This window comes from Curtobacterium sp. AG1037 (assembly GCF_003349855.1).
In the GTDB taxonomy this organism is placed as follows: domain Bacteria; phylum Actinomycetota; class Actinomycetes; order Actinomycetales; family Microbacteriaceae; genus Curtobacterium; species Curtobacterium citreum.
In genome coordinates this window covers 1-23,096 of sequence record NZ_QQAO01000007.1, presented here as the reverse complement: position 1 = coordinate 23,096, position 23,096 = coordinate 1, and the positions used below count along the sequence as shown (strand labels likewise).

The following is a 23,096-nucleotide window of genomic DNA, read 5'->3' as shown; positions in this document are numbered from 1 at the left end:
CACCTTTCTCTGCCGGAGTTGCGTGGTCGTCAGCATACGGCCGCGACTCTGTGGCGGGGATGGGTGTCCTCTGCGGGCGAACTCCACACGCTCGACGAGTCGGCCGAGCGGGCCGACCGGACCGTCAGGAGTAGACGTGCGGCGCGAGCACGCCGATGCCGCGCAGGTTGCGGTAGCGCTCGTCGAAGTCCAGGCCGTACCCGACCACGAAGGCGTCCGGGATCTCGAAGCCGGCGTACTTCACGTCGACCTCGACCTTGGCGGCCTCGGGCTTGCGCAGCAGTGCGACGATCTCGACGCTCGCGGCCCCGCGGGACTCCAGGTTCTGCTTGAGCCACGAGAGCGTCAGGCCGGAGTCGATGATGTCCTCGACGATGATGACGTCGCGGCCGTGCAGGTCGGTGTCGAGGTCCTTGAGGATCCGCACCACACCGGACGACTTCGTGCCGGAGCCGTACGACGACACCGCCATCCAGTCCATGCGCGCCTGCATCTTGAGGTGCCGGGAGAAGTCGGCCATCACCATGACGGCGCCCTTCAGCACGCCGACGAGCAGCGGGTCCTTGCCCGCGTAGTCACGGTCGACCGCCGCGGCGAGGTCGGCGAGCTTCGCGTCGATCTGCTCGGGGGTGAAGAGCACTTCGGACAGGTCTGCCTGGACGTCGGAGAGTTCCACCGGTCCAGGGTAACCGTCACGGCGCGGCGCTGAACGCCAGCCGGTCGCCCTCCCGAGCGGCCTGCACCCCGGGCAGGTCGATCGGTCCCTGTCCACGCCAGTCGGTGACGAGCCGGCAGACCTCGAGCGTCTGGGTGCGCGACAGCGTGACGCCGAACTCCCCCTCGACCGCCAGCCGGACGAGTCGCTGCCGGAGCGCGGGCGGGTTCGCGAGGAGCCCCGACACCGACAGCGAGATGCCCGCCTCGGCGTGCTCGGCGAGGTCCTCCGCGAGCTCCTCGGCGAAGTGGTCGAGCGCTGCCGCGTCCTCGCGGAGCTGGTCGGCCGTTCGGGCGAGCGCCTCGGGCACCCCCGCGCCGAGCTCCCGCTCGAGGGCCGGCAGGAGCGTGTTCCGCACCCGCACCCGGGTGAACGCGGGGTCGTCGTTCTGCGGGTCGTCCCACGGGGCCAGTCCGGCGGCGACGCAGGCCTGGCGGGTGGTGTGCCGACGCACCGCGAGGAGCGGCCGGCCGTAGGCCGGTCCCTCCGCCCGCCGCACCAGCGGGGCCATGCCGGACAGGGCGTCCGGCCCGCTGCCGCGCAGCAGGCCGAGCAGCACGGTCTCGGCCTGGTCGTCGAGCGTGTGCCCGAACAGCACCAGGGGCGACCCGGTGGCGGTCGCGACGAGCGCGACGGCCGCGTGGCGCGCCTCCCGTGCGGCCGCTTCCGGACCACCGTCGGACCCGACCGCGACCCGACGGACGGTCACCGGCTCGAGTCCCAGCGACGACGCCTGCCGGGAGGCACGGGTCGCCACCGCCTCGCTGCCCGCCTGGAGCGCGTGGTCGACCACCACGGCGCCGGCCCGCAGGGCCTGCTTCGGCGCCTCGAACGCGGTCGCGGCCGCGAGGGCGAGGGAGTCCGCACCGCCGCTCAGCGCGACGGTCACGAGGTCACCGTCGCGCACGATCCCGTCCTGTCGGGCCTGCGCGAGCAGCCCGCGGACGGCGCGACGGGTCTCGGCGACGGCGGGGTCGAGCCGGGGGCGCGGAGCGTTCACCCGGTAACGTTAGCCGCGCTTTCGGAACCACCGACAGCCCGATCGACAAACCAGGAGTGCAGACATGGCCGCGTACGACGTCGTCGTCGAGATCCCCAAGGGCAGCCGCAACAAGTACGAGGTCGACCACGAGACCGGTCGCGTGTACCTCGACCGCGTGCTCTTCACGTCGTTCGTCTACCCGACCGACTACGGCTTCTTCGAGAAGACCCTGGCCGACGACGGCGACCCGGTGGACGCGCTCCTCCTGCTCGAGTACCCGACCTTCCCGGGTGTCGGCGTCAAGGTCCGCCCCGTCGGCGTCTTCAAGATGAGCGACGAGGCCGGCAACGACGCGAAGGTGCTGGTCGTCCCGGCGAAGGACCCGCGCTGGGCCCACGTCCAGGACATCGCGGACGTCCCGGAGCAGACCAAGGCCGAGATCGCGCACTTCTTCGAGCGCTACAAGGACCTCGAGCCGAACAAGTGGGTCAAGGCCGAGGGCTGGGGCGACGCCGCCGAGGCCGAGGCGATCGTGCAGGCCGGCCAGGCCGCGTACGTGCCCGCCGGTCACTGACCACCCGACACCGACGACGACGCCCGCTCTCCGATCAGGAGGGCGGGCGTCGTCGTTCGTGTCGGGGTCTGCGCTCGGGCTCAGAGCGAGCCGGTCGGACGGGCGACGTACGGCAGGAGCTGGCTCGGGGTCCAGATCGCCCGCTCGAGCACGCCGCGCTGCGGGTTCGCGGCCTCGACCATCATCCCGCCGCCGGTGTAGATCGAGTCGTGGTAGGCGCCGCTCACCGAGCCGTTGCTCGAGTAGAACAGGATGTCGCCGGGCTGCCGCTGCGACAGCGGGACGAGCCGACCGATCGACTGGAAGTGGTTGTACTGCCAGACGACGTTGTGGCCGCCGGTCGCGACGCCCTGGGAGCCGTAGGCCATCATCACCAGGCCGGAGCAGTCCCAGACGTTCGGGCCCGCGCCGCCGAAGACGTAGGCGTCGCCGATCTGCGCGCGAGCGTAGGCGATGGCGCCGGCGGCCTTGGACGGGCTGCTCTGCACCGGGGTCGGCGCGGGAGCGGGAGCCGGGGCGGGCTTCGGCGCGGGAGCGGGCTTGGGGGCCGGTGCCGGAGCGGGGTTGCTCGGCTGGCTCGTGCTCGGCTGGTTCGAGCTGGGCTGGTTGCTGCTGGGCTGGTTGCTGCTGGGCTGGTTCGCGCTGGGCTGGTTGCTGCTCGGCTGGTTCGCGCTCGGCTGGTTCGCGCTGGGGCTCGTGCCGCCGGACGGGGTGTTCGACGACGGGCTGTTCGACGTGTTCGAGCCGCTCGACCGGCCACCGGTGGTCTCCGCCGCGAGCTGCGTCTCGGAGCGCTGCGCCTGCTGCGCGTTCCAGTACGCCGTCTCGACGTCGACGCTCGTGCCCTTCAGGAACGCGAGCTGTGCGAGCACCTCGGCCTGCTTCGACTGCTCCTGCTGCACGCGGGTCTGGGCGGAGCTCGCCGCGGAGTTCGCCGCGTCGAGGGCCCGCTCGGACGCCGCCGTCGCCTTCGCGAGCGCGGTCGTGGCCGAGGACTGCTGCGCGGCGAGGGCGTCGACCGTGTTCTGGTCGGCCTGGGCCTGCGCGAGCGCCGTCGCCGACCGCTCGGACAGCTGCGACATGGTGCCGACGCGGTACAGCAGGTCCTTCGAGTCCGACGAGTCGACGAGCATCGAGGTCGAGATGTTGCCGCCACCCGTGCGCGACAGCTCGACCATCAGCCCGGCGACCTGGCCCGCGGACTCCTTCGCCCGCTGCGCCGCGCGCTTCGACTGCGCCGTCAGGTCGTCGAGGGTGTCCTTCGCCTGCTGCTGCTCGGACGCTGCCACGGCGTACGCCTGCCCGGCTTGCATCTCGACCACCTGTGCCGCGTCCGCCGTGTCCTGCAGCGACTGCAGCCGACTCGACAGCTCGTCGACGGTCTGCTGCGCGTCGGCCGCGTCCGCCTTCGCCGCACGGACGTCGTCCCAGCTCGGCGTGGACGGCGCCGCGTGCGCGGGACCGACCACGACGATCGACAGGCCGATGCCGAGTGCTGCGACCATCGCGGTGCAGCCGGTGCGGGTGGCGGACTTCATGGTCAGTGCCTCTCGACGGCGCGCTCGTTCATACCGAGATCCCCCGCGCGGCCATGAAGGGGACCGGGTCGACGGCGGAGCCGTTCACCCGGGTCTCGAAGTGCAGGTGGCACCCGGTCGACCAACCGGTGGAGCCGATCTTCGCGATCTGCTGGCCGGCGGAGACGTGCTGCCCGACGGACACCAGGATGCCGCCGTCGACGATGTGCCCGTACGCGGTGGAGATCCCGCCGCCGTTGTCGAGCACGACCTCGTTGCCGTAGCCGCCGCCGTTGGCCGCGAACGTCACCGTGCCGTCGTGTGCGGCGTAGATCGGCGAGTAGCAGCCGGGCGCCAGGTCGACCCCGGCGTGCAGGGCGTGGGCGTGCGTGTACGGGTCGACGCGCCAGCCGAACGGGCTGGTCTGGTAACCGCCGGCGGGACGGACCCAGCCGGACGACGTCGGGGCACCGCCACCGGAGCCGCCGGACCCGTTGCCCGAGCCACCGCCCTGGTTCGCCGCGGCCTGCGCGGCTGCCGCCTGTCGGGCCTGCTCGGCCGCGATCGCCGCGAGCCGGGCCTTCTCGGCCGCGACGCCCTTCTGGTAGTCCGCCTCGACGTTCTGCTCGTTCGTCGTCAGGAGCGTCAGCTGCGCCTCGAGCCGCGTCTTGTTGTCGTTCTGGGCGTCGACCGCGGTCTGTGCGTCGTCCGAGGCCTGCTGCGCCTGCTTCGCCTTCGCCTGCGCCGCCTCGGCCAGGGCGCCGAGGGCCTGCTTCGCCGACTGCGCCTTGTCCGCCAGACCCTGGGCGACGCCGCGGTCCTGAGTCGCCTGGGCGTAGATGCCGTCGGCCTGCTCGGTGAGCTTCGACATCGCGCCGAGCTCGTAGAGCAGGTCGCTCGACGAGGACGGGTGCGTGAAGATGTCCGTCGTCACGTCGTCGCCGCTCGCCCGACCGAGCTGGGCGGCGAGCTGCCCGGCCTGCGCCTCGGACTGCTTCGCGGTGCGCTCGGCCTCGTCCGCCTGGGACTGCAGCGTCTGGTGGGTGAGCGTCGCCTCGTCGAACTTCGTCTGCGCCGTCTGGTAGGCGGTACCGGCGGCCTCGGCCGCCTTCTGGGCGGCGGACGCTTTGGTGGTGAGGTCGGCGAGGAGCCCCTTGATCTCGGTGACCTTCGCCTGCTGGGCGGCCTGCGAGGCCTTCGCGGCCTGGACGTCGTCCCAGCTGGGGTAGCTCGTCGCGGACGCCGAGGTCGCGGGCACCAGGGCACCGAGCGCGCCGGCTGCGAGCGCGACGGCGACCGCGGCGGCGAGGACGCGGCGGCGGGGCAGGCGGGAGAACAGAGGTGCAGTCGTCATGAGTCTCGATTTCGTAACAGCGCGGCATGGCTCACGCACGTAACACTGTCAACAGACGCAACAGTAACAACAGGGGTCGCAGCAGGGACACCCCCGTGCGAGGGTGCCTGGCCGTCGACGATGCTCGCACTCCCCCGTTGGTCGGACCCGTCTCCACAGCGCGACACGCCGGGGATGCACGTTCCGGGGCGCTCGATTTGTGCATCGCCCGGGGCATCCGTATGCTTGTCCATCGGTAGCGCACGGCGCAGCTTGCGGCCCTATCGTTTAGTGGCCTAGGACACCGCCCTTTCACGGCGGCAGCACGGGTTCGAATCCCGTTGGGGTCACTCCACGTGAGTGAGCAAGCAACCGAGCAACACTGAGAAGTACCCACAAGTACACATGGCCCTGTAGCGCAGTTGGTTAGCGTGCCGCCCTGTCACGGCGGAGGTCGCGGGTTCAAGTCCCGTCAGGGTCGCCACGGCTGGATAGCTCAGTTGGTAGAGCGTTCGACTGAAAATCGAAAGGTCCACGGATCGATGCCGTGTCCAGCCACGGTGAAGAGCCCCTCACGAGAGTGAGGGGCTCTTTTGCGTTCCCGGGGGCGTGCGCGAGGCTCGGCCTCGCAGCTCGGCCTGCCGCCGCACAACCGGAAGCACGCCGCGCCGCGCAGTTCCGCGGTAGCGCGTGCTTCCGGTTGTGCTGAGCGCCGGAGACCCGCCGCGCGCCTAGGCCTCGCGGGTCTTCGGGCTGCTGTCGTTCGTCTTCGCCGGGTCGCGCTCGACGACCGAGCCGAGGGCGTCGTCGATCCGGGACATCAGCTCCGCGGGGATCGTGACCCCGGCAGCGCCCGCGTTGTCGTGCACCTGCTCCGGCCGCGAGGCGCCGATGATGGCCGACGCGACGTTCTGGTTCTGCAGCACCCAGGCGACCGCGAGCTGCGCCATCGACAGGCTGAGCTCGTCCGCGATCGGCTTGAGCTCCTGCACCGCGGTCAGGACCTCGTCGTTCATGAAGCGCTCGATCATCTTCGCGCCGCCCTTGTCGTCCGTGGCGCGCGAGCCCTCCGGCAGCGGCTGCCCGGGCTGGTACTTGCCCGTCAGGACGCCCTGGGCGATCGGGGACCAGACGATCTGCGAGATGCCGAGCTCCTCGGACGTCGGGACGACCTCGCCCTCGATCACCCGCCAGAGCGCCGAGTACTGCGGCTGGTTCGAGATGAGCTGGAAGCCGAGGTCCTTCGCGAGGGCGTGCCCGGCGCGCAGCTGCTCGGCGGTCCACTCCGAGACGCCGACGTACAGGACCTTGCCCTGCCGGACGACGTCCGCGAAGGCCTGCATGGTCTCCTCGAGCGGGGTCTCGTGGTCGTACCGGTGCGCCTGGTACAGGTCGACGTAGTCGGTCTGCAGCCGCTCGAGGGAGCCGTCGATCGACTCGAGGATGTGCTTCCGGCTCAGGCCGGTGTCGTTGTGGCCCTTCGGACCCGTCGGCCCGAAGACCTTCGTGGCGATCTCCAGGGACTGCCGGCGCTCCCCCTTCAGGGCCTCGCCGAGGACGGTCTCGGCGCCGGTGTTCGCGTAGACGTCCGCGGTGTCGAAGGTCGAGATGCCGACGTCCAGGGCGGCCCGGACGCAGGCGATCGCCGCGTCGTTCTCGACCTGAGAGGCGTGGGTGAGCCAGTTGCCGTACGTGATCTCGGACACCTTGAGGCCCGAGTCGCCGAGGTAGCGGTACTCCATGTGCGTGTCACTCCTGTCGTGGAGCGCGTCGGTGCGCCCCGACCCGTGACGGTACGCGGCGGCCGAGGGGCAGGATCGCAGGAGCGCGGTGCACAGCGGCACCGCCGGGAGCGAAGGAGCATCCATGTCGGGACCGAGCGTGCTGTTCATCGGCGGCAGCGGCATCATCAGCGCCGCGTGCGTCCGCGAAGCCGTCGAGCAGGGGTTCGACGTGACCGTGCTCAACCGGGGCGAGACGGACAAGCGGCCGATCCCGGAGGCCGTGACGCGCCTCCAGGCCGACGTGTCGGACCGCACCGCGCTGGAAGGCGCGATCGGCGACCGACGGTGGGACGTCGTCGTCGACTTCGTGGCGTTCACGCCGGACCAGGTGCAGCGCGACGTCGAGGTCTTCACCGGGCGGACGCGGCAGTACGTCTTCATCTCGTCGGCCTCGGCGTACCAGACGCCCGCCACGCACCTGCCGATCACCGAGTCGACGCCGCTGAAGAACCCGTTCTGGCAGTACTCGCGGGACAAGATCGCGTGCGAGGACCTGCTCGTCGAGGCGTACCGCGAGGACGACTTCCCGATGACGATCATCCGCCCGTCGCACACCTACGACGAGACCCTCGTGCCGTTCTCGGGCGGGTGGACGGTCCTCGGGCGGATGCGTGCGGGCAAGCCGGTCGTGGTGTGCGGCGACGGCAGCTCGCTGTGGACGATCACGCACGCACGGGACTTCGCCGTCGGGTTCGTCGGGCTGCTCGACCGCGCCGAGGCGATCGGCGAGGCGTTCCACATCACGGGCGACGAGGCCCCGACCTGGGACCGGATCGCGCACGAGTTCGCGGCCGCTGCCGGGGTCGAGGACCTGGAGATCGTGCACGTGCCGTCCGATGCGATCGACGCGCTCGACGCGGACTGGGGTGCGAACCTGCTCGGCGACAAGGCGAACACCTCGGTGTTCGACAACACGAAGGTGCAGACGCTGGTGCCGGAGTTCGCGCAGACGACGTCGATCCGGCAGGGTGCGCGCGAGATCGTCGCGTGGTTCGACGCGGACCCGTCGCGACAGGTGACGGACGAGCGGCTCGACGGCCTGATGGATCAGCTGGTGGAGCGCTGGCGGGTGCGCTGACGCCGGGACACCCGGAACGACGGACGGGAGGCACGTGGCGGATCCGCCACGTGCCTCCCGTCCGTCGGGTGGTCGCGTCGCGTCAGCGCGCGGCCAGCACCTCGCCGAGGGTCCCGATCGCGAGCCGGACCTCGTCGTCGGTGACGACGAGCGGCGGCGCGAAGCGGATGGTCGACCCGTGGGTGTCCTTCACGAGCACACCGCGGTCGGCCAGGTCGTGCGCGATCTCCTTGCCGGTGCCGAGCGCGGGGTCGATGTCGATCCCCGCCCAGAGCCCGGCCACGCGGTGCGCCACGACCCCGCGACCGGCGAGGTCGTCGAGCAGACCGCGCAGCAGCGGTTCGCCGGCGAGCGCCCGCTCCTGGAACGTGCCCTCGCCGAGCATCGCCACGACCTCGGTGCCGACGGCCGCCGCGAGCGGGTTGCCGCCGAACGTCGAGCCGTGCTCGCCCGGACGCAGGACGCCCAGGACGTCCCGGGAGCCGACGACCGCGGACACCGGGACGATGCCGCCGCCGAGCGCCTTGCCGAGGGTGACCAGGTCCGGCCGCACCCCGACGCGCTCGACGGCGAGGGTGTGCCCGGTGCGTCCGAGCCCGGACTGGATCTCGTCGGCGACGAACAGGGCGCCGAACTCGTCGCAGACCGCGCGCACGGCCGGCAGGTAGTCGGCGGGCGGGATGACGACCCCGCCCTCGCCCTGGATCGGCTCGAGCAGCACGGCGACGACGGTCTCGTCCATCGCCGCACGGAGGGCGGCCGCGTCGCCGTACGGCACCGTGCGGAAGCCGGGCGTGTACGGGCCGAAGTCGTTGCGGGCGTCGGGGTCGTCCGAGAACGAGACGATCGTCGTGGTGCGGCCGTGGAAGTTCCCGGACGCGACGACGATCGTGGCCTGTCCGGCCGGGACGCCCTTGACGCGGTAGCCCCAGGCGCGCGCGACCTTGATCGCCGACTCGACGGCCTCGGCCCCGGTGTTCATCGGGAGCACGAGCTCGGTACCGGTCAGTTCGGCGAGCGCCGACGCGAACGGGCCGAGCCGGTCGTTCACGAAGGCACGGCTCGTCAGGGTCACCCGGTCGAGCTGGGCCCGGGCGGCGTCGAGCAGCCGCGGGTTGCCGTGGCCGAAGTTCACCGCGGAGTACGCGGCGAGCCCGTCCAGGTAGCGCTTGCCGTCGACGTCCGTCACCCACGCACCGTCGCCGGACGCGATGACGACCGGGAGCGGGCTGTAGTTGTGGGCGAGGGAGCGGTCCTCGACGGCGAGTGCGGCCGAGGTGTTGGTCCCCGTCGCGGTGTGCATCAGGACCGCGCGACGGAGGTGTCGGTACCGACGGGGTGCAGGTCGAGCGTGCAGCACTTCACGCCGCCGCCCCCGAGCAGGAGCTCGGACAGGTCGACGCCGATCGGGTTGTAGCCCTTCTCGCGGAGCTGCTCGGCGAAGGTCGTGGCGCGCGACGCGATCACGACGTTGTAGCCGTCCGAGTACGAGTTCAGGCCGAGGATCGCCGCGTCCTCCTCGGTCGCGATGATCGCGTCGGGGAAGCGCTCGCGCAGGATCGCCAGCGAGGGCTCGTCGAACGCGCTCTCCAGGTACGCGATGTTCGAGCGGCCGGAGGCATCCGGCACCGGGTCGAGGATCGCGATCGCGGTGTCCAGGTGGTAGAAGTTCGGGTTCACGAGCTTCAGCGTGATGACCTGTCGGCCGGAGACCTTCGCGATCTCCTCGTGCGAGCTGCTGTCCGAACGGAAGCCCGTGCCGGCGAGGATGACGTCGTCGATGAGCAGGAAGTCCCCCTCGCCTTCGTTCGTCTCGACGGGCTCGGCGACGCGCAGGCCGGCGTCGCGGAACCAGTCCATGTACGCGGGGCCCTCGGGCTGGCGCTCGGGGTACTGGAACTTCGCGCCGTACGCGACGCCGTCGAGCACGAAGCCGCCGTTCGCCGCGTAGACCATGTCCGGCAGGCCCTCGATCGGCTCGATGTACGAGATGTCGAAGCCGAGCTGCTCGTAGACGTCGACGAGGGACTGCCACTGCTCGACGGCCTTCGACGTGTCGGTCGGCTCCTCCGGGTGCATCCACGGGTTGATCCGGTAGCTGACCGTGTAGTGCGTCGGCTTGCACATCAGGATCGTGCGCTTCGTGGCGACACGGGCCGGTGCTGCCTGCGGTTCGGTTGCGGTGTTCGACATCAGTCCTCCTGGGACCGGGGCCCGAGCCTGCCAGGAACCACCACGGGTGAAGCACTCCGGCGAGACGCAGGCTCACTCACCGCAGCGGACCAGGTCGACGCCGGCTCGATCCTTGCACGAACCGTCCGATCGGTGCAGCAACGGTTCGATCACGCCCTGGCACCCGTTCGGGTGACGCACGATTCCTGCGTCGGACCCACCGGACTCGCAAGAACCGCGCGTACGATTGACGAACATGGATACGCTCGACCACCGCATCCTGGACCAGCTCCGGGAGAACGCCCGCGCCGGGTACGGCGACATCGGGTCGGTGGTCGGACTCTCGGCCTCCGCCGTGAAGCGCCGGGTGGACCGGCTCGTCGCGGACGGGGTGATCCAGGGCTTCACGATCAAGGTCGACCCGGCGGTGGAGGACCGCGGGACCGAGGCCTGGGTCGAGCTCTACTGCCGCGGCACGGTCTCCCCCGACGAGCTCCGCACGCTGCTCGACACCGTGCCCGAGGTCGTCGACGCCGGGACCGTCACGGGCAGCGCCGACGCCGTGGTGCACATGCGGTCGCGGGACCTGTCGGCCCTCGAGCTGGCGCTCGACCGCGTCCGCCTCGCACCGCAGGTCGACCACACCCGCAGTGCGATCGTCCTCTCGAAGCTCGTCAGCCGCGAGTCCGCGTAGGGTCGCGTCCGTGGGACGTGGGACGACGGCCGGGAGGCACGGGGCTGCGTCCGGCACGTCGACGGCGGCCCGTCACCTGGTCGCCGCTGCGTCGGTCGCGTACCTGGCCAACTGCCTGTGGGGCACGGCGGTCGCCGTCCGCGTCATCCGGACGAAGAAGCTGCGGGTCGTGCACCACGGGCTGTTCGTCGCCACCGCGACGCTGACTGGCGTCGCCGCGACGACCCCGGTGTGGACCCGGGACCGCTCGGCGCTGTTCCTGCTCCCGGCACTCGTCCCGCTCGCCGTCGCCCCGCGCACGAACCCGCGCTCGCGAGCACACTGGAGAGTCGCGGTCGCCGCGGCACCGTCCTACCTGGGGGCGCTGCTCGCACGCGGGCGACCAGGAGGGTGATCCGTGGAGCTGTTCGAGGCGATCCGCCGCCGGCGCACGACGAACGGGGCGTTCCTGCCCGACCCGGTGTCCGAGGAGCACCAGCGGCTGCTCATGGAGCTCGCCGGACGGGCCCCCTCGCAGCTGAACAGCCAGCCGTGGCGGTTCGTCCTGGTCGAGGAGCGCCCGACGATCGAGCGCATCGCCGAGATCAGCGGGCGCTCGATGACCCGCACGATGGCCGAGGGGACGTTCTTCGAGCGGTACCGGCCGTACTTCCGGTTCTCGCAGGCCGAGATGGACGAGCGCCGCGACGGCATGCTGTTCGACAAGCTCCCCGGACCGCTCAAGCCCTTCACGAAGCAGGTGTTCACGAAGCGCGGCCAGTTGCTCATGAACACGCTGCGGGTGCCGCACACCCTGGGTGAGGAGAACCGCCGGCTCGTCGCGGGCTCACCGCTGCTGCTGGGCGTGCTGCTCGATCGGCACGAGTACCGGAAGGAGGAGCTGTCCGGCTTCTACTCGGTGTTCAGCATGGGCGCGGCGATGGAGAACGTCTGGCTCGCGACGACGGAGCTCGGCCTCGGGATCCAGTTCGTGTCGTTCCCGATGGAGGCCCCCGGCGCCTGGGCGGAGATCGAGGGGCTCCTGCACGTGCCGGACTCGCTCGAGCTGATGGCCGTCTACCGGATCGGGTACCTGCCTCCTGAACGCCGCCGCCCCGCCATCGACTGGACGTCGAGCGAACGGAAGCGCGCCTCGCAGTACGTGTTCCGCGGGACCTGCGACACCCCGCAGCAGGGGTGGGACGACGTGCCCGTGGCGACCACCGCCGTGGACGGGAGCGACTCGTGACCGCCGGCCGGTCTGCCGGGGCGGAGCCGGGCCTCCAGGCCGTCGCCTCGGTCGCACCGGCCCTGCGGGGGCGACCGTGGATCTCGCAGGACTGGCTCGACGTCGTGTTCGTGCACTGGCGGGTCGACGTGTCGGCGGTCGCACCGCTGCTGCCGGCGGGTGCGCGGCCGGACACGATGGCGCTCGACGGCACCGACGACGGCACGACCACGTGGGTGGGTCTGATCGGCTTCCGGTTCACCGACACCCGCTTCCCGCCGCTCGGACCGCTCGGGCGGGCCGGCAGCGTCGGTGACTTCGTCGAGGTGAACGTCCGCGTCTACACGCGCGACGACCAGGGCCGACGCGGGGTCGCGTTCCTGTCGCTCGACGCGGGGAAGCTCCTGCCGACGGTCGGCGCGCGCGTCGCGACGGCGCTGCCGTACTGGTGGGCGCGCGCCGAGGTGCGGACCGGTGGCGGACGCGTCGGCTACGCGATGCGGCGGCACGGGACGCACCTGCGGTCGCTGTTCGAGGTCGAGGTCGGCGAGGCCGTGGCGGAGCCGACCGCCCTCGAGACCTTCCTGACGGCGCGCTGGGGCATGCACGTGCGTCGGGCGGGGGCGACCCGGTACTGGCCGAACGAGCACGAGCCGTGGCCGCTGCACCGGGCGACGCTCCGGACGCTCCGGGACGACCTGGTCGCCGCGGCGGGACTGCCGTTCGGGCTCACCGGGCTCGAGCCGGACTCGGTGCTGTACTCCCCCGGCGTGACGACCCGGTTCGGCCGGGGCCGCTGACGGGCCGCGCCGCACCGAGCGGACCGCGCTGACGGATCGCGCCGTACTGAGCAGACCGCCCGGCGGACGTGAGTAGCCTCCGACCGGTGAACGACAGCGCGCACCAGCAGGACGTCCGACGCCGGGCGGGGTGGCTCCCGCAGGACCAGTCCGGGCTCGAGGGGTGGCTCCGCGGCCGCCGCGAGCGGCTGGACGAACGCGACCCCGACCGGGTCCTGCACCCGGCCGTCGCCGCGCTGCGGGACCTGGTCGAGGGCGACCCGCTGCTGCGCATGCAGGCGTCCGAGATGATCGCGCAGGTGCCGCAGGGCCGCGCGTACCGGGAACGACACCTGCGGAGCTTCGACGAGCTGCTCATGCTCGTCGACGACGTCGTGACGACGGCGCCGGAGTACAGCGACGAGCAGATGGTGATGACGCCCCTCGACGGCGTGCTCGACTGGACGAAGGCCACGCCGGCCGGCTTCGCCTTCTACCGGGACCCGCGGGTCAACGCGGCGATCCGCGGCATCCTGCAGGGCTGGTGCACGTTCCTGGACAGCGAGAACTCGCTCCTCGTCCTGGTCGACGAGCCCTCGGGGTGGTTGAACGACTCCGCACGGCGGGCCCTCGGCATGGACCAGTTCGTGCACGACCCCGACGCCGAGCACTGGGGCTTCCCGTCGTGGAACGCGTTCTTCACGCGGGAGTTCAAGGAGGGTGCACGTCCCGTCGCGGCACCGGACGACGACGCCGTCGTGGTCAGCCCGTGCGAGGCGACGCCGTACCGGATCGCGAGCGGTGTCCACCGCCGTGACGACTTCTGGATCAAGGCCGAGCCGTACTCCGTCGAGGAGCTGCTCGCCGGCGACGAGTCCGTCGACCTGTTCGTCGACGGCACCGTGTGGCAGGCGTTCCTCAGCGCGCTCGAGTACCACCGCTGGCACAGCCCGGTGGCAGGGACGATCGTGCGCGCCTGGGTCGAGCCGGGAACCTACTACTCCGAGGCCGACTCGCAGGGCGCCGACGCCTCGGAGCCGCAGCGGTCGCAGGGGTACCTCGCGCACGTGGCCACCCGGGCGATCGTGCTCGTCGAGGCGGACGACCCGGCGATCGGGACCGTCGCGGTGGTGTTCGTCGGGATGTCCGACGTGTCCTCGTGCGTGATCGGCGAGGGCGTCGAGGAGGGCGCGCACGTCGGCAAGGGCGACGAGCTCGGGTGGTTCCGGTTCGGCGGGTCGAGCGTCTGCGTGCTCTTCGGCCCCGGCGTCGTCGAGTCGTTCTCGCTCGGCGCGGTCCCGCAGGCCCCCGACGAGGAGCCCGCCCTGCTGCAGGTGCGGTCCCACCTGGCGACGGCCACGCGGCGCACGGACGAGCAGTAGCGCCCGGCCCGGCGCCGCGCGGACGGAGAGTCGCTCCGGTCCGGTCCCCACCGGGGTACGGCCCCTGGGTGGTCCCCCGTTGCGCGGTGCGTACAAGGGGAGCATGACGCGTGTGGCTGTGGTGACCGGAGGATCGGCGGGACTGGGACGGGCGACCGTCCGGGAACTCGCGGCACGCGGGTGGGACGTCGCCGTCCTGGCCCGTGGACGCGACGGGGTCGAGGCCGCGGTCGCCGAGGTCGAGGCCGCCGGTCGTCGGGGCCTGGCGCTCGTCGCCGACGTGTCCGACCGGCAGGCCGTCGAGGACGCCGCGGACCGGGTCGAGCAGGAGCTCGGGCCGATCGACCTGTGGGTGAACGGCGTCATGGTCGGGGTGTTCGGGAAGTTCCTGGACACCGCGGCCGAGGACTTCGAGCGCGCCCTGCACGTCACCTACCTCGGGTTCGTGAACGGCACCCGCGCAGCGCTGCGTCGCATGGTGCCCCGCGACCGCGGACACGTCGTGCAGGTCGGCTCGGCGCTGGGCTTCCGCGGCATCCCGCTGCAGGCCGCCTACTGCGGGGCGAAGCACGCGATCGTCGGGTTCACCGAGTCGGTGGTGTCCGAGCTCGAGCAGCAGGGCAGCAAGGTGGCGGTGTCCCGCGTGGACATGCCTGCGCTCAACACGATCCAGTTCCAGTGGGTGCAGTCGACGCTGCCGCACCTGGCGCAGCCGGTCGCACCGATCTACCAGCCGGAGGTCGGCGCCCGCGCGATCGCCACGGTCGCCGAGCGGCCCCGCCGACGGACCTGGGTGGGCGAGTCGACGGTCTACACGATCCTCGGCAACCGGATCAGCGGGCGCTTCGCCGACTGGTACGCGGCGAAGACCCTCGTCTCGGGGCAGCAGGCGCCGCAGAAGGACGGGAAGCAGATCGGGGTCAACCTGTACGAACCGGTCCCGGGTGACCACGGCGCGCACGGGGTGTTCGACGACTCCGCGCACGCGTGGTCGCCGCAGACCTGGTGGGTGGAGCACCGCCGGCTCGGCAACGGCCTGCTCGGTGCCGCGCTCGGGATCGCCGGGGCGGTCGCCCTCGCGGCCGGACGTCGTCGATGAGCCGGTCGGTACGGGACGGTCGGGGAGTCGAGGTCGTGCGCGCAGGCGTCTGCGTCGCGCACCTGGTGCTCGCGGGACGACGCGGTGCGCCGCACCGGGTCCTGCACGGGGTGCTCGCCGTCCGACAGACCGGGCAGGCGGCGGTCACCGCACGGGTCGGTACGGCCGACGCCCACACCGCCGGTGCGGTCGTGGACGTCCTGCACGGCGCGACGATGCTCCCGCTGCTCCTGCTCCCCCGGTTCCGCCGGTTCGCCCTCGGTCAGGCCGTGCTCGCGGTGCTGCTCGCGGTCGCGGAGGTCGCGTCGGTCGGACGCGGACGCCGCTGACGGCAGCGCGCCTTCCGCACAGGGCCACGCTCGCGCACGAGGGCACGGCGTAGCGTCCGGGGCATGAGCAACCACGACGAGGGCGTCCAGACCGAACCGGTGATGGACGGCGCGAACGAGGCCACGAACCACGAGAAGCTGCGCGGGCTGATCGAGCAGGTCGACCACGACCACCACGGCGAGGGCGCCGGCGCGATGGCCGACCACCTCCGCGACCGGATGGACGAGACCGGCGTCGAGGACGAGGACGGCGCAGCCACGGAAGACTGACGGCGCGCGTTCGTCGCGCTCCGGCCGCGTGTTCCGGACTGGAGGCACGGCTCACGTGACGCGCGCGCGGAACGTGCGCAGGGCCTCCAGTCGGTCGTCGTCGAGTCCTGACGACGCGACGAACCCGTCGACGTCGAACGCCGCCAGCGCCGCGCGGAACGCGTCGGCGGACGTCGTGCCGTGCTCCGCGCAGAGCGCGTCGATGCGCACCTGTTGGTCCGGCACCCCGAGCGTCGCCCACAGGGCGGCGAGGTCCGTGACGCTGACCAGGTGGTCGGCGACGATCGCCTCGGGCTCGACGTCGGCGATCGTCAGGAGGGCGAGCGCGACCACGCCCGTGCGGTCCCGGCCGGCGGCGCAGTGGAACAGCACGCCACCCGGGCCCGCGTCCGCGATCGCGGCGAGGGCGGCCCCGGTGCGCTCGGGCAGCTCGCGGAGGTGCGCGCCGTAGTACAGCGGCGTCGCGACGAGACCGTTCTCCCAGTAGCGGTCCCAGAACGCCGGGGCGTCGTCGCGACCGTCGTGGTCGATCGCGACCGTCGTGACCCAGGACGGCCGCGGGCGCTCGTCCCGTGCACGCTCGTCGGGCGCCCGGAGGTCGACGATCGTCCGGATCCCGGCGTCGTGCACCGCGCGCCAGCCCTCCGCCGTCAGCCGGTCGACGTTCTCGGAGCGGAACACGCGGCCGGTCGGGGTCGTCGTGCCGTCCCGTCGCGGCAGGCCGCCGAGGTCGCGGGCGTTCACGAGACCGTCGGCGACGAGCCGGCGCAGGTTCCCGGGCCGGGCGGGTCCGGACGCGTTAGACACGGAGCGCCGCGAAGGCCGGGTCGACGTCGCCGAAGCGGTGCGCGGTGATCGCGATCGACTGCTCCCGCAGGTAGTGCAGCATCTCGACGACGCCGGACTCGACGACCGGGGCGTCCACCACGTCGACGTCCACGCTCGCGCCGAGGGCTTCCTCGAGCGCGAGGGGATCGCCCCCGACGATCCGGATGCGGGCGCCCGGGCCGCCGAACGCCGCGGTCGTCGGGCGGTCCTGGCCCTCGGTCTGGGCGAGCACGGCCTCGAGCGCGTCCTGCGGCTCGTCGCCCGTGCTCCAGTCGCTGCGGAAGACGGCGCCGGACGCCGCACGGCCCAGGAAGTCCTCGTCGGACTCGACGAGGTGGTCGACGACGTCGAGCGGTGACCGGGGTCCGGCGAGCAGCTGGGTGAGGGGGCCGGGCAGGGGACGTGCCGTGCTCAGCAGGACGTGGGCGCGCGCCGAGGTCGCGGCGACGAGCGTCCGGACCAGGGCACCCGTCGGAGCACCCTCGGCGTGCCGGACGACGACCGACCGGGGACGCCAGCGGTGGACGTTCCGCTCGACGCCGAGGCCGGTCGGGTCCTGCGAGCGGCCGTACAGCGACTGACGGGCGCGGACGTCGCTCAGGGCGCCGGCGCGGACGTGGTCGAACTCCTCGAACGACAGGCCGCTGCGGGCCGCCTCGATGAGGGCCGTCACGCGCGACGGCAGCCCGGTGAGCTGGATGCTCTTGTGCACGCTGCGCGGGACGGACTCCCACCGGCCGAGCGTCGCGACGTCGAGCGGACCGCCGGTCTGGGCGCCGGGACCGACCGACGAGGCCTTCCAGCCGCCGGTCGGACGCCGACCCACGACGGCACCGGTGGTCCGACGGTTGACGACGAGTTCGCCGGCCTGGACCGACGCCACCCAGGTGCCGACCTCGTCGACGTCCAGCGAGTGGAGCCCGGCGACGAGCCCGGAGTCGGGGCCGTTCTGCACCGCGATCGCCTGCTCGAGGGTCTCGACGTGCAGGATCCCCAGGACGGGCGCCGCGGCCACGTCGTGGTGGAAGGCGCTGCCCGGACGGACCCCGTCGCGGATGCCCGGCGACCAGAGCCGCCCGGTGTCGTCGAGCGGGGCGGGCTGCACGAGCCACGACTCGCCCGGTCCGAGCTCGGTGAGCGCGCGGAGCACCGCACCGCTCGGCTCCGAGACGAGCGGACCGACCTGGGCGGTGGGGTCGTGCGGCCACGCGACCCGGAGCGTCCGGGTGGCGTCGACGAGCTGTCGGCGGAACCGCTCGCTCTCGACGACGGAGCCGACGAGCACGACGAGGGGCGCGGTGGCGCGGTCCTGGCCCGCCTGGCCGAACGCGGAGTGCACGACGTCCTGGGCCGCCTGGTCGAGGTCGGCGCTCGGCGTCACGACGACGGTGTTCCGGCTGCTCGTCGCCGCGGTGAGCGGCAGACCCGCCCGCCACCAGCGGAACGAGCGCGCGGTGTCGGTCGTCCCCGTCAGGAGCACGCGGTCGACGGTCGGGTGCGCCACGAGGTCACGGCCGAGCTGGTCGACGTCGAGGTCGACGAGCTGCAGCAGGGAGTGCGGGACCCCGGCGTCCCAGAGCACGTCGGCGAGCACCGCGCCGGAGCGTCCGGCTCGCGGCGAGGGCTTGAGGACGACACCGCTGCCCGCGGCCAGCGCGGCCGTGATGCCTGCTGCGGCGATCGCGACGGGCGCGGTCCAGCTCGGGACGACGACGGTCAGGCGCGGGGGCACGAAGCGGGCGCCGTCACCGTCGAGCCCGGCGAGGTGCCGTGCCCGGTCGGCCGCGTGGTGGGCGAGGTCGACCGCCCGGGTGACCTCGGTGTCCGCCTCGGTCAGGGTCTTGCCGGTCTCGGCGACGAGCACCTCGACCAGGTCCGCACGACGGGACGCGAGCTCGTGGCCGATCAGGTCGAGGAGTTCGGCGCGGTCCCCTGGATCCTGGCGACCCCAGTTCACGCCGGCCTGCGCGGTGCGCGCGACGATCCGCTCGAGCTTCGACCGGTCGGCGGTCCGGGCGCCGCGCAGGGTCTGCACCCCGAGCCGCGACGACGGCACCCGGCTCAGGACGTCGGCGGCCCACGCGCGGTTGCCCGGGGTCGAGGGATCGGTGTCGGCAGCGTTCTCGAAGGCCGTCCGGATCGTCGGGCTGCCCAGGGGCTGTCGGCGGTCCTGGGTGCGGTGGGTCGCGGGCACCGGCTCGTCGAGGGCGTCGAGGGCCTCGCGGTGCCGCGCGGCCTGCTGCTCCAGCGCGTCGGGGTCGACCGGCCCGGCGCCGATCGCGGCGACGAAGTGCTCGGGACCGGCGTTCTCCTGCAGGCGTCGGGCCAGGTACCCGATGGCCGCGTCGAAGTGGTCCGGCTGCACGACCGGCACGCCGAGCACGATCGGCCCGACGTCCTGGCGCACGGCGTCGGTCGTGCCCGTGCCCATCCCGAGCAGCATCGCGACCCGGACCCCGTCGGCCACCCCGCGCCGGCCGGCGAGCACCCACGCGGTCGCGAGGTCGAACAGGTTGTGACTGCCGACCTCGACCCGCACGGCGTCGATCCGCTCCGGCGTCAGGGCGGCGTCGAGCAGCCGGAGGTACGCGGTGTCGGTCTCGCGCTTGGATCCCCACGTGGCGAGCGGCCAGCCGCGCAGGACGGACTCGACCCGTTCGGTGGGGAGTTCGGCGCCCTTGACGAGCCGCACCGTGACGGGCGCGCCTCCGCGTGCCCGACGCTCCTGCGCCCACGTCGTCAGGTCGTCGAGGGCCGCCGCGGTGTCCGGCAGGGCGGCCTGGAGCGTGATCCCGGCCTGCAGCCCGGTGAACTCGTCGCGGTCGAGCAGCGCCCGGAACACCGCGATCGTCAGGGCCTGGTCGGCGTGCAGACCGGCCTGCAGGGTGACCGTGCCGGCGGGACGGCCGAGCGCGATCGGGGCGGCAGCCGCCCGGAACAGCGGCACGAGCCGGTCGACCGCGCGCTCGACGGTCCGGTCGGGGGCCCACGGCGCGAGCTGTGGCACGACACTGCGCAGCGAGACCGCCACGCGGTCCACGTCCGGTCGTTCGAGCAGCTCCAGGGTCGCCTGCAGCCGTCGGTCGCTCTCGGCGCTGCCGAGGACGGCGTCGCCGAGCAGGTCGACCTCGACCAGGGTGCCCGCGCCGCCGACCTTCGCCAGGGCGGACCCGAGCTTGGCAGGGGTCGCGTCGACGACGAGGTGTCCGGCGACGCGACGCAGGATCCGGCGCGCGGTCGGCACCACGGCCCACGGCGCCATGGTCGCGAAGCCGCCACCGAGGGTCACCGCGCCGCGGAGGTACCAGGCCAGGTCCTCCGGCACGTCCTGGCTGACCTGCTCGAGCGTCCGTGCCGCGACCCGCGGGTCCTCCGGCCGGACCACCCGGTCGAGGAACCCGCGCGTGAAGGCGAGGCCCTGCTCGTCCCGGAGCACCTGGGCCAGTCGGGCTGCGCCGGCGTCGGGCTTGCGTCCCGCGGACGCCGCCGTCCACCGTCGCACGAGGGCGACGGCGTCGTCGGTGCAGTCCTGCAGTCGCGCGCTCGGCATGCCCCTGATCGTATGCCGAGCCGCCGACGCCACCTCGGAGCGTGCTGGACGTGCCGTGGAGGTCGTCCGGACGGATGATCCTGGTGGACGCCGACGCGCCGGTGGATACGCTGAGCGGCATGTCGACGGAGGGCAGCGGTGACCACGACTGGGCCACCTGGGACGCGTACCACGACGCCTGGCGACGGCTCGACCGGGCCCTCGACCGAGCGGTGCAGGAGGGGGCGGGGATCTCCGTCCCCGAGTTCGAGATCCTGATCGGCCTGCACCGCGACCCCGAGCACCGCCTGCGGGTCCGTGACATCTCGACGGGCATCGGCTGGGAGAAGTCGCGCGTCAGTCACCAGGTGACGCGCATGGTCGCGCGCGGCCTGGTCGTCCGCGCCGACTGCCCGCAGGACGGGCGCGGCAGCTGGGTGGAGATGACGCCGGACGGGCGGCGCGCGGTCCTCGCCGGGATCCGCGCGCACACGGGTGCGCTCGAGGAACTGTTCTGGAGGCCCGTGGGGACGGATGCGGACACGCTGCGGTCGGTCAGTGCGCGCCTGGACGAGGCCGTCGGCCCCGACGACCACGAGGGCTCCGCCGCCGACTGACGCCTCGCGGGTCAGAGGTGCACGTCGGCCAGGACGCCGGACTCCCCGCGGAGCCGGACCTCGACGGTCGCGATCTCGTCGCGGGGGATGTCGGTCGAGGCGGAGAGCCCGCGGGCCTCGGCGCCGGCGGCCGACCACGACGCCACGGTCTGCACGGTGCCGTCGGTGCGGACCACCACGAGGTCGTACATCACCGAGCCGTCCGACGACCACTGCTTGCCGCCGTACGAGCACCCCCAGTCGAAGCGCGTGCCCCACTGCTCCCCGCTGACCGCGAGGTCGACGTCGAGACCCTGCGAGCCGGTCATCGTGTATCGGTCCCCCGGGCCGGCGGCGGTCCGCGACGCACCGGCCTGGACGGTACCGCGCTCCCCCGCTGTCCCGACGGCGAGCCCGCCGAGCACGGCGGCGACGACCGCGAGCCCCGCGGTGGCCGCGACCCAGACCCGGCGACGACGACGACGGCGCCGGACGCGGTGCGCGACGGAGGCGAGGGTGCCCGCGGAACCGGTGTCGTGCCTCCCGTCCGGTTCGGCGATCTCGATCGCCTGGTCGGCGGGCAGCTTGCCCAGCAGGCCGGGCAGACCGACCAACTCGGCGACCGCTGCGGTGCAGCGGGGGCACGACTCCAGGTGCCGCTCGTACTCCAGGCGCTCGTCGGCGGGCAGGGAGCCCAGCACGTAGGCGGCGTCCCACTCGGCGTAGCGGTCGTGCGCGGTCGGGTCCACGCTCATCGGGTCACTCCTCGTTCCTGCAGGGCGAGCCGGAGGGCTCGCAGCCCGTAGTGCAGCCGCGACTTCGCGGTGCCCTCGGGGATGTCGTGTCGTCGGGCGATCTCGGGGACCGTGTGCCCCAACCAGTAGGCGTCGACCACCACGCGGCGGTGCTCGGCACTCAGCGATGCCAGTGCGTCGGCGACCACGATGCGGTCGAGGACGGCGTCGGTGCGGTCGGCCTCGGCACGGTCGACCGGGTGCTCGGAGCCCTGCTCGCGTCGGTTGCGGGCGGAGCGGGCGTCGTCGACGACCAGGTTGCGGGCGACCGTGAAGAGCCAGGCGCGTGCGCTGTCCGGCGCGAGCTCGAGGACGGCCGGGCGCTGCCACGCGCGGACCATGGTCTCCTGGACGACGTCCTCGACGATCGAGCCGTCCCGCGTCAGGTGCCGGACGTACCGCGTGAGTGCGTCACCGTGCTCGCGGTGCAGCGTCGCCAGCAGTTCGTCGGCGGGACGGCCCGTCATCGTCACTTCCCCAGGTCGAGGGAGAACTCGACGGAACCCTTGTCGTCGACGGTGACGAACCCGAGCGACGGGGCCTGGACGCCGTAGTCGGCGAAGGTGATCGGCACGCTGCCGACGACCTGGACGGTGCCGCCCTGGCCGACGGCGACCTGTGCGTCGGCGGTGACGGGCTTCTCGACGCCGTGCAGGTCCATCGTGCCGGTGAGGGTCACGTCCTGGGCGGTGCCGTCGAGCGCCTTCGAGACGTCGACGGGCTGGGTGAGCGTGAACGTCGCGGTGGGGAACTTGGCGGTCTCGAGTGCCTTGTCGCGGAAGTACGCGTCGCGGGCGGCCTCCGGCGTGCTGATCTTGCCGACCTGCACGGTGACCTCGGCCTTCGTGAGGGAACCGCCGGCGACCTCCGCCGTGCCCTCGACGTCCTTCGTGCGACCGACCACGTTCACATCATTCCCCTGCAGGACCTCGTGCACGCGGTAGCCCGCGTACGACGTGCCCTTGCTCGTCCAGGTGCCGTTCGCCTCGCTCGCGGTGAGCGACCCGGCGGCGCCGGACGCGCTCGCGCTGAGGGAGGGTGCGGCGGCGGCCTGGCCGTTGACCGTGTTCGCGTAGATGACCGGGCCGGCGATCGCGGCGGCGGCCCCGATGACGACGACGCCCGAGGCGATGCCGATGATGACCTTCGTACGTGTGCGGAGTCCCATACCCCGACGACGAGACGGGGCGCCGGATCGTTCAGATCTCGTCCGGTCGTACTGGGGACGTGCGACGACGGCCGGTCCCTTCCGGGGCCGGCCGTCGTTCGTGTGGTGCGGGGGTGTTACTTGATCTGTGCGGTGATGGTCGCGGTCCCGACGAGGAGACCGCCCTTGACGGCGTCGGTCTTGAAGGTGCTGTTGAGCAGCTTCGCGGCGTCGTCGGAGACGTGGACCGTGGTGCCGGTCAGGATCGCGTTGTCACCCTCGAGCTG

At 72.8% G+C, this 23,096-nt stretch carries 23 protein-coding genes and 3 tRNA genes; 14 read left to right on the top strand and 12 right to left on the bottom strand.

What is annotated here, in order from left to right; translation table 11 throughout:
• Positions 1 to 124 precede the first annotated feature (124 nt).
• Both hpt and tilS read right to left on the bottom strand, forming a co-directional pair.
• Positions 125 to 676 carry a hypoxanthine phosphoribosyltransferase gene (gene hpt, locus DEU32_RS11290; RefSeq protein WP_058742466.1) on the bottom strand — a complete coding sequence of 184 codons (552 nt, stop codon included), beginning with the start codon at positions 674 to 676 and terminating at the stop codon, positions 125 to 127.
• A gap of 16 nt (positions 677 to 692) precedes the next feature.
• Entirely contained in the window at positions 693 to 1,715 is a 1,023-nt protein-coding gene (gene tilS, locus DEU32_RS11285; RefSeq protein ID WP_114850630.1) for a tRNA lysidine(34) synthetase TilS, read from the bottom strand.
• Between the two features lie 64 nt (positions 1,716 to 1,779).
• Between tilS and DEU32_RS11280 the strand changes: the two genes are divergently transcribed.
• Positions 1,780 to 2,271: an inorganic diphosphatase gene (locus tag DEU32_RS11280; RefSeq protein WP_058742464.1), complete on the top strand. Its 492-nt coding sequence runs from the start codon at positions 1,780 to 1,782 to the stop codon at positions 2,269 to 2,271.
• 80 nt (positions 2,272 to 2,351) lie between these two features.
• Here DEU32_RS11280 and DEU32_RS11275 read toward each other — a convergent pair whose 3' ends face one another.
• Positions 2,352 to 3,809 (bottom strand): NlpC/P60 family protein, encoded by a 1,458-nt coding sequence (locus tag DEU32_RS11275; protein ID WP_114850629.1) that lies wholly within the window; start codon positions 3,807 to 3,809, stop codon positions 2,352 to 2,354.
• A 28-nt stretch (positions 3,810 to 3,837) separates the two neighbouring features.
• The gene (locus DEU32_RS11270) at positions 3,838 to 5,142 is read right to left on the bottom strand and encodes a M23 family metallopeptidase (protein WP_114850628.1); all 1,305 of its coding nucleotides are present in this window, start codon (positions 5,140 to 5,142) and stop codon (positions 3,838 to 3,840) included.
• A gap of 256 nt (positions 5,143 to 5,398) precedes the next feature.
• Between DEU32_RS11270 and DEU32_RS11265 the strand changes: the two genes are divergently transcribed.
• The 3 genes from DEU32_RS11265 to DEU32_RS11255 all read left to right on the top strand — a co-directional run bounded on the left by DEU32_RS11265 (position 5,399) and on the right by DEU32_RS11255 (position 5,679).
• A tRNA-Glu gene (locus tag DEU32_RS11265) sits at positions 5,399 to 5,471 on the top strand.
• 57 nt (positions 5,472 to 5,528) lie between these two features.
• A tRNA-Asp gene (locus DEU32_RS11260) sits at positions 5,529 to 5,605 on the top strand.
• Between the two features lies 1 nt (position 5,606).
• A tRNA-Phe gene (locus tag DEU32_RS11255) sits at positions 5,607 to 5,679 on the top strand.
• A gap of 173 nt (positions 5,680 to 5,852) precedes the next feature.
• Here DEU32_RS11255 and DEU32_RS11250 read toward each other — a convergent pair.
• Positions 5,853 to 6,863 carry an aldo/keto reductase family protein gene (locus DEU32_RS11250; RefSeq protein WP_058741621.1) on the bottom strand — a complete coding sequence of 337 codons (1,011 nt, stop codon included), beginning with the start codon at positions 6,861 to 6,863 and terminating at the stop codon, positions 5,853 to 5,855.
• Between the two features lie 124 nt (positions 6,864 to 6,987).
• On the opposite strand from DEU32_RS11250, the gene DEU32_RS11245 reads away from it, so the two are divergent.
• On the top strand, positions 6,988 to 7,983 hold the full coding sequence (locus DEU32_RS11245) for an SDR family oxidoreductase (RefSeq protein ID WP_114850627.1): 996 nt from the start codon (positions 6,988 to 6,990) through the stop codon (positions 7,981 to 7,983).
• An 82-nt stretch (positions 7,984 to 8,065) separates the two neighbouring features.
• On the opposite strand, the gene rocD is transcribed toward DEU32_RS11245, so the two are convergent.
• Together rocD and ddaH are read right to left on the bottom strand one after the other, a co-directional pair.
• Positions 8,066 to 9,286: an ornithine--oxo-acid transaminase gene (gene rocD / locus DEU32_RS11240; protein ID WP_114850626.1), complete on the bottom strand. Its 1,221-nt coding sequence runs from the start codon at positions 9,284 to 9,286 to the stop codon at positions 8,066 to 8,068.
• A complete protein-coding gene (gene ddaH / locus DEU32_RS11235; RefSeq protein ID WP_114850625.1) occupies positions 9,286 to 10,176 on the bottom strand; it encodes a dimethylargininase in 891 nt (296 codons plus the stop codon). Before ddaH ends, rocD begins: the two co-directional genes overlap by 1 nt.
• Before the next feature lie 235 nt (positions 10,177 to 10,411).
• On the opposite strand from ddaH, the gene DEU32_RS11230 reads away from it, so the two are divergent.
• From DEU32_RS11230 to DEU32_RS11195, 8 genes are all read left to right on the top strand, one after another.
• On the top strand, positions 10,412 to 10,849 hold the full coding sequence (locus tag DEU32_RS11230) for an Lrp/AsnC family transcriptional regulator (RefSeq protein ID WP_058741615.1): 438 nt from the start codon (positions 10,412 to 10,414) through the stop codon (positions 10,847 to 10,849).
• Positions 10,850 to 10,859: 10 nt separating this feature from the next.
• Positions 10,860 to 11,243, top strand: coding sequence for a hypothetical protein (locus DEU32_RS11225; protein WP_114850624.1), 384 nt, complete (start codon positions 10,860 to 10,862; stop codon positions 11,241 to 11,243).
• A gap of 3 nt (positions 11,244 to 11,246) precedes the next feature.
• The gene (locus DEU32_RS11220) at positions 11,247 to 12,077 is read left to right on the top strand and encodes a nitroreductase family protein (protein ID WP_114850623.1); all 831 of its coding nucleotides are present in this window, start codon (positions 11,247 to 11,249) and stop codon (positions 12,075 to 12,077) included.
• Positions 12,074 to 12,856, top strand: coding sequence for a YqjF family protein (locus DEU32_RS11215; protein WP_114850622.1), 783 nt, complete (start codon positions 12,074 to 12,076; stop codon positions 12,854 to 12,856). Before DEU32_RS11220 ends, DEU32_RS11215 begins: the two co-directional genes overlap by 4 nt.
• An 86-nt stretch (positions 12,857 to 12,942) precedes the next feature.
• Entirely contained in the window at positions 12,943 to 14,217 is a 1,275-nt protein-coding gene (locus tag DEU32_RS11210) for a phosphatidylserine decarboxylase family protein (protein WP_181819272.1), read from the top strand.
• A 103-nt stretch (positions 14,218 to 14,320) separates the two neighbouring features.
• Positions 14,321 to 15,316, top strand: coding sequence for an SDR family oxidoreductase (locus DEU32_RS11205; RefSeq protein ID WP_114850620.1), 996 nt, complete (start codon positions 14,321 to 14,323; stop codon positions 15,314 to 15,316).
• A gap of 35 nt (positions 15,317 to 15,351) precedes the next feature.
• Positions 15,352 to 15,645, top strand: coding sequence for a hypothetical protein (locus DEU32_RS11200; RefSeq protein ID WP_147281452.1), 294 nt, complete (start codon positions 15,352 to 15,354; stop codon positions 15,643 to 15,645).
• 63 nt (positions 15,646 to 15,708) lie between these two features.
• The gene (locus tag DEU32_RS11195) at positions 15,709 to 15,915 is read left to right on the top strand and encodes a hypothetical protein (protein WP_114850618.1); all 207 of its coding nucleotides are present in this window, start codon (positions 15,709 to 15,711) and stop codon (positions 15,913 to 15,915) included.
• A gap of 51 nt (positions 15,916 to 15,966) precedes the next feature.
• Here the strand turns inward: DEU32_RS11195 and DEU32_RS11190 are convergent, their stop codons facing one another.
• Both DEU32_RS11190 and DEU32_RS11185 read right to left on the bottom strand, forming a co-directional pair.
• The gene (locus tag DEU32_RS11190; RefSeq protein WP_114850617.1) at positions 15,967 to 16,722 is read right to left on the bottom strand and encodes a tyrosine-protein phosphatase; all 756 of its coding nucleotides are present in this window, start codon (positions 16,720 to 16,722) and stop codon (positions 15,967 to 15,969) included.
• Positions 16,715 to 20,293, bottom strand: a complete 3,579-nt coding sequence (locus DEU32_RS11185; RefSeq protein ID WP_114850616.1) for a bifunctional proline dehydrogenase/L-glutamate gamma-semialdehyde dehydrogenase — start codon at positions 20,291 to 20,293, stop codon at positions 16,715 to 16,717. The genes DEU32_RS11190 and DEU32_RS11185 overlap by 8 nt, the downstream gene beginning before the upstream one ends.
• A gap of 119 nt (positions 20,294 to 20,412) precedes the next feature.
• Between DEU32_RS11185 and DEU32_RS11180 the strand changes: the two genes are divergently transcribed.
• Positions 20,413 to 20,889: a MarR family winged helix-turn-helix transcriptional regulator gene (locus tag DEU32_RS11180; RefSeq protein ID WP_167509964.1), complete on the top strand. Its 477-nt coding sequence runs from the start codon at positions 20,413 to 20,415 to the stop codon at positions 20,887 to 20,889.
• A gap of 11 nt (positions 20,890 to 20,900) precedes the next feature.
• On the opposite strand, the gene DEU32_RS11175 is transcribed toward DEU32_RS11180, so the two are convergent.
• The 3 genes from DEU32_RS11175 to DEU32_RS11165 are packed head-to-tail and all read right to left on the bottom strand — an operon-like array spanning position 20,901 to position 22,830.
• Positions 20,901 to 21,623, bottom strand: coding sequence for an anti-sigma factor (locus tag DEU32_RS11175; protein ID WP_114850615.1), 723 nt, complete (start codon positions 21,621 to 21,623; stop codon positions 20,901 to 20,903).
• A complete protein-coding gene (locus DEU32_RS11170) occupies positions 21,620 to 22,129 on the bottom strand; it encodes a sigma-70 family RNA polymerase sigma factor (protein ID WP_114850614.1) in 510 nt (169 codons plus the stop codon). The genes DEU32_RS11175 and DEU32_RS11170 overlap by 4 nt, the downstream gene beginning before the upstream one ends.
• A gap of 2 nt (positions 22,130 to 22,131) precedes the next feature.
• Positions 22,132 to 22,830: a YceI family protein gene (locus DEU32_RS11165; protein ID WP_058741601.1), complete on the bottom strand. Its 699-nt coding sequence runs from the start codon at positions 22,828 to 22,830 to the stop codon at positions 22,132 to 22,134.
• Positions 22,831 to 23,096: the final 266 nt, after the last annotated feature.